2 protein-coding genes and 1 pseudogene are annotated in these 5,332 nt (G+C 40.9%); 2 read left to right on the forward strand and 1 reads right to left on the reverse strand.

Going from position 1 to position 5,332, the window contains the following annotated elements; translation table 11 throughout:
* Positions 1 to 1,702 (reverse strand): ABC transporter ATP-binding protein/permease (locus tag C3Z13_RS08185; protein WP_103855595.1); only part of this gene is annotated, 1,702 nt, incomplete at its 3' end.
* 210 nt (positions 1,703 to 1,912) lie between these two features.
* Here C3Z13_RS08185 and C3Z13_RS08190 point away from each other — a divergent pair.
* A complete protein-coding gene (locus C3Z13_RS08190) occupies positions 1,913 to 3,613 on the forward strand; it encodes a putative transporter (protein ID WP_245872596.1) in 1,701 nt (566 codons plus the stop codon).
* A 223-nt stretch (positions 3,614 to 3,836) separates the two neighbouring features.
* Positions 3,837 to 5,169: pseudogene (locus C3Z13_RS08195) on the forward strand (outer membrane protein transport protein).
* Positions 5,170 to 5,332 lie beyond the last annotated feature (163 nt).

The raw sequence follows: 5,332 nt of genomic DNA on the forward strand, positions 1-5,332 counted from the left end.
CGCTGATTATGGTGGTATTTGGCAATGCGCTTTTTAATAACTGATACATTGCGTCTTCCAATCCTTCGTCCATACTTGCTGTTGCTTCGTCAAGAAATGCCACCTGTGGCTTGTGTAATAATAAGCGGGCAAAGGCAAGGCGCTGTTGTTCGCCGAGAGAAAGCACGCGCGTCCAATCTTGTTCTTGCTCGAGCTTATCGGTTAAATGTCCTAAATTAACTTGTTGCATAATTTGTTGGATTGCAGCGAGATTGCAATCTTCACTTGCCATTGCAGGATAATAAAGGGCATCAATTAAGCGACCTTGCGGCAAATAAGGTTTTTGCGAAAGAAATAGGGCGCTGTGTTGCGGGCAGATTACGGTGCCTTCGGAATATTGCCAAAGCCCTGCTGCGGTGCGTAATAGCGTGGTTTTTCCAACCCCAGATTGCCCTTGAATTAGTACCCTTGTGCCTAGGGGAAAGGTGAGGTTTAAGTTTTCAATCAGGCTTTTTCCATCAGGGCGTTTTATAGTGAGATTTTGGAATGCCACTTCGCCTTGGCTATCTTGAAGCTGGGTTTTAGACGGTTGATTAACTGCGTTGATCGCACTATGAAAACCTGTTAAACGATCAAGCACAGCACGGTAAGCCGCGAAATCATCATAAGAATTACGATAAAAAGAAAGAGATTCTTGTACTTTGCCAAAGGCTTGGGCGGTTTGCATTAAATCACCGAGTTTGATTTGTTCACTGAAGTAGCGCCCCGCTTGAATAAGAAGTGGGAAGACAACGGAGATCTGTGAAACAGCTAAGTTAAAGCCAGATAATTTCAGGGTGCGGTAAACCAGTTGCCAGATGTTTCCAATAATTTTATTGAATTGTTTGAACAATAAGTGTTGTTCCATTTTTTCACCACGGTAGAAGGCAATGCTTTCCGCATATTCTTTTAGGCGAATGAGGGAATAACGGTAATTTGCGTTGAGCCTTTCATTAGCGAAGTTGAGTTTAATTAATGGTCGTCCAATTCTAAAGGCAATCACACTGGTAATAAGCACATAAATAAACACTAAAAATACCATCATATGCGGGATTTCATAGCCCGCGATTTCCATTGGCCCTGATAAGTTCCACAAAATCGCGGTGAATGCGATGAGTGAAACTGTGGAGGAAATCACGCCTGTAGCAAAACTGAGCGAGCTGTTGATGTAAGATTCAATATCTTGCTGGATACGTTGATCGGGATTGTCTAGCTGATTGAGGCTATATAGGGTTTTATAATAGGCTTGGTTGGCTGTCCATTTTTCTACATAATGCCCATTGAGCCAAGTTCGCCATTGAATTTTGAAGCGTTGCGAAATGTAGTAGGTAAACAGCACATTCAACACGTGAACAGTGGCAAGCAAGGAAAATACGACCATTTGTTGCCAGAATACACTGACATTCATTTCTTGTAATGCGCTGTACATTGCGTTATACCAATTAGAAAATAGAATATCTAACCGCACAGCAACTAGATTAAAGAAGATGATCACCCAAAAATAGCAGAGTGGTTTGAGGCTCTGTTTGGGGGAAAGGTAATTTTTAGCTAAAAGCCAAAATTGATGCGCCCAGCGAGTTGTTTTGACTAAAAGCGCTAAGATAAGGGAGAAGACAATGCTCGTAATCACGAGGCTTTGGATTATCCATAAAAATGAACTTAGTAATTCGTCTGACCAATTCATAATATTTCCGAGTAATGAGTTGATAGAAAAGAAAATAGTTAATCGTGTTGTTTAGATAGCAGAATGAGAAATTTGTTCAAAGATTGTTAAAGAAATTAATGCGGTAAGCAAGAAAAATGTGATGTAGATTAAATTTTTGGACTTTAATTTATTCTTTCTATCTGGAGATTGCTATAATTTTTTTAGTTAAATTAAATTTTTGAGGTTGTTATGAGTGATATTGCAGTTACGATTAGCATTTTAGCCCTCGTTGCGGTGGTCGGATTATGGATCGGTCATTTTAAAATTCGTGGCGTAGGGCTCGGTATTGGGGGGGTATTGTTTGGGGGGATCATTGTTGCCCATTTTACCAACCAATATGGCGTGCATTTAGATGCACATACGCTACATTTTATTCAAGAATTTGGCTTGATCTTATTTGTTTATACGATTGGTATTCAAGTAGGGCCGGGTTTTTTTGCCTCATTACGAGAATCAGGCTTAAAACTCAATGGGTTAGCGGTACTCATCGTATTACTTGGGGCAGCCAGTGTGGTTGTGTTATATAAAGCCGCTGATGTGCCACTTGATATTATTCTTGGGGTTTATTCTGGGGCGGTAACTAATACTCCATCTTTAGGGGCAGGGCAACAAATTCTTGCTGAATTGGGAATGAGCCATACCACCAGTAATATGGGTATGGCTTATGCCGTAGCTTACCCTTTTGGGATTTGTGGGATTTTACTCACAATGTGGTTAGTGCGGTTGTTTTTTAAAATAAAAGTGGAAGAAGAGGACGCCAATTTCCAACGCGAAAGCGGTCAGGATAAGGAAAGTTTGCGTTCAATGAATGTGCGCGTAACCAACCCAAATCTTAACGGCTTGCCGCTAATTGAAATCCCGGGGTTTGAAAGCAAAGAGGTGGTTTGCTCTCGCTTAAAACGTGGTGATAACGTAAGCGTGCCGAATGCAGACACCGAAATTTTTCTTGATGATTTGCTCCATTTAGTAGGGGAAGCGCATACATTAAGAAAAATGAAACTCGTGATTGGTGAAGAAGTGGATGTGCCACGTTCAACGCTCACTGGTGATCTTCGTTCTGAGCGCATTGTGGTAACCAATGAAAAAGTCTTGGGAAAACGCATTAAATCTTTGGGTATTCATCAAAAATATGGTGTGGTGATTTCTCGGTTAAACCGTGCTGGGGTGGAACTTGTACCAAGTGCAAATACGAGCTTGCAATTTGGTGATGTGCTACACATTGTCGGACGCGCTGATATGATTGATAACGCCATTGCCTTAATTGGTAACGCACAGCAAAAATTGCAACAAGTGCAAATGCTCCCTGTTTTTATTGGGATTGGCTTAGGGGTGTTAGTCGGCTCAATTCCTTTTTATATTCCGGGCCTTTCTGTGGCGCTAAAACTGGGTTTAGCTGGTGGGCCGCTTGTTGTTGCGCTGATTTTGGCAAGAATAGGGAGCATTGGAAAACTTTACTGGTTTATGCCACCAAGTGCTAACTTAGCGTTACGCGAAATTGGCATTGTTTTATTCCTTGCGGTTGTAGGGCTAAAATCAGGCGGTAACTTTGTGGATACCCTAGTAAATGGTTCTGGGCTTGAATGGATGGGCTATGGCATTATCATCACCTTCTTCCCATTAATGGCGGTGGGGCTGTTTGCGCGTTTATACCTAAAACTTAACTACCTGTCTTTATGTGGTTTACTTGCAGGCTCAATGACAGATCCCCCTGCGCTTGCCTTTGCCAATGCGATTAAAGAAGACAGCGGAATTGCCGCACTTTCTTACGCCACCGTTTATCCATTGGTGATGTTCTTGCGGATACTCTCACCACAGTTATTAGCCATATTTTATTGTGGTCTTTTTTCTAAACTTTTCTCACATTTAGTAATTTATCAATGCCCGGCTTAGCTGGGCATTTTTTTATTCTTATTTTTGATATAACAGCTAAGTTTGCGATGAACTGGCTGCTTATTATCCCTTTGTTTTCTTTTTATATTTTTCAACTGGTCTGAACTCTGATTAGTTAGGCTAAATTTGTTTGCACTAGTGTAGTGCTTTCTTTATAATCCAGCAGCTTTTCTAATCAATTTTTATCAATTTAATCGAAAAAGGTTACAAATGACTAAACAACATTTTTTCAAGAACATTACTTTCTTCTGCATTATTAGCTGTTGCAGGAGGTGCACAGGCAGCAGCATTCCAATTAGCAGAAGTTTCAAGCTCAGGTTTAGGCCGTGCCTATGCTGGTGAAGCAGCCATTGCTGATAACGCCTCTGTGGTGGCAACCAACCCAGCTTTAATGACTTTATTTAAAACCAACCAATTTAGCGTGGGTGGGGTTTATGTGGATTCTAAAATTCGTGTTGATGGTACGGTAACCGCGACAGCTGCTCTAAATACTACTTCTGCACAGGTTGCGCAAGGAAGCTTAGCTAATAACAATGTGGTTCCGGGGGCATTTGTACCAAATATGTATTTTGTTGCGCCAATAAACGATAAATTTGCGATTGGAGCCGGAATGAACGTTAATTTTGGTTTAAAAAGCGAATATAGCTCAGATTATAATGGCGGCATTTTTGGTGGAAAAACAGATCTAACGACCATTAATTTAAATTTAAGTGGTGCATATCGTGTAACACAAGGGTTAAGTTTCGGTGCAGGGCTAAATGCGGTTTATGCAAAAGCCAAACTTGAACGTAATGCTGGGGTTCTTGATGATGCCTTAGAAAAAATATTCACAGATCTTAACTGCGGCACGTTCATCATTTGCTGCGGTGGTTACCGCACAAAGTAACGCGATGGCGAAAACCACATCAGTTGTTCGTTTACAAGATAAAAATGCCTGGGGGCTTGGTTGGAATGCGGGCTTAGTTTACGAATTTAACGAAGCTCATCGTCTTGGTTTTGCTTATCATTCTAAGGTTGATATTGATTTTAAAGATAGAGCCGCTATTGGTAATAGTCAAACGGGAGTGGGTGGACTGACTTTACATTTGCCTAGCTACTGGGAGTTCTCTGGCTTTCACCAATTCACGGATGATTTTGCATTGCATTATAGCTACAAACGCACTAAATGGAGCCGTTTACAAAGCTTACATGCAACATTTGATAATGGAAGCGAAGCGTTCCATAAGGATCTTAATTACCGCAATGCTTCACGCTTTGCATTAGGTGGTACTTATAAAGTGAATGAACAACTGCTCTTGCGTGCGGGTGTTGCTTATGACAAAGCAGCGGGCGAAGCAACGGCAGCTATTCCTGATACAAACAGAACTTGGTATAGCTTAGGAGCAACTTATGCATTTACACCAAATCTCTCGGTTGATTTTGGTTTTGCTCACTTACGCGGTAAAAAAGTTCACTTTACTGAAGATTATGTGAAAGGCACGATCAAAATTGAAGCGGATTATATCTCCAAATCCAGTGCCAACCTCTACGGTTTAAATCTAAATTACAGTTTCTAATTTGACTGACTAGGAATTTACCCTAATTTCACTATAATAAGCCTATCCTCTGTGATAGGCTTTTTTGTTCATGCCGATAATGGTGGAAATCATTTCATCTATTTAGATAAAGTGCGGTCGGTTTTTCATTAATTTTTTATGAGGGATATCAATGAGCGAGATC

This window comes from Avibacterium endocarditidis (assembly GCF_002921145.1).
Classification (GTDB): domain Bacteria; phylum Pseudomonadota; class Gammaproteobacteria; order Enterobacterales; family Pasteurellaceae; genus Avibacterium; species Avibacterium endocarditidis.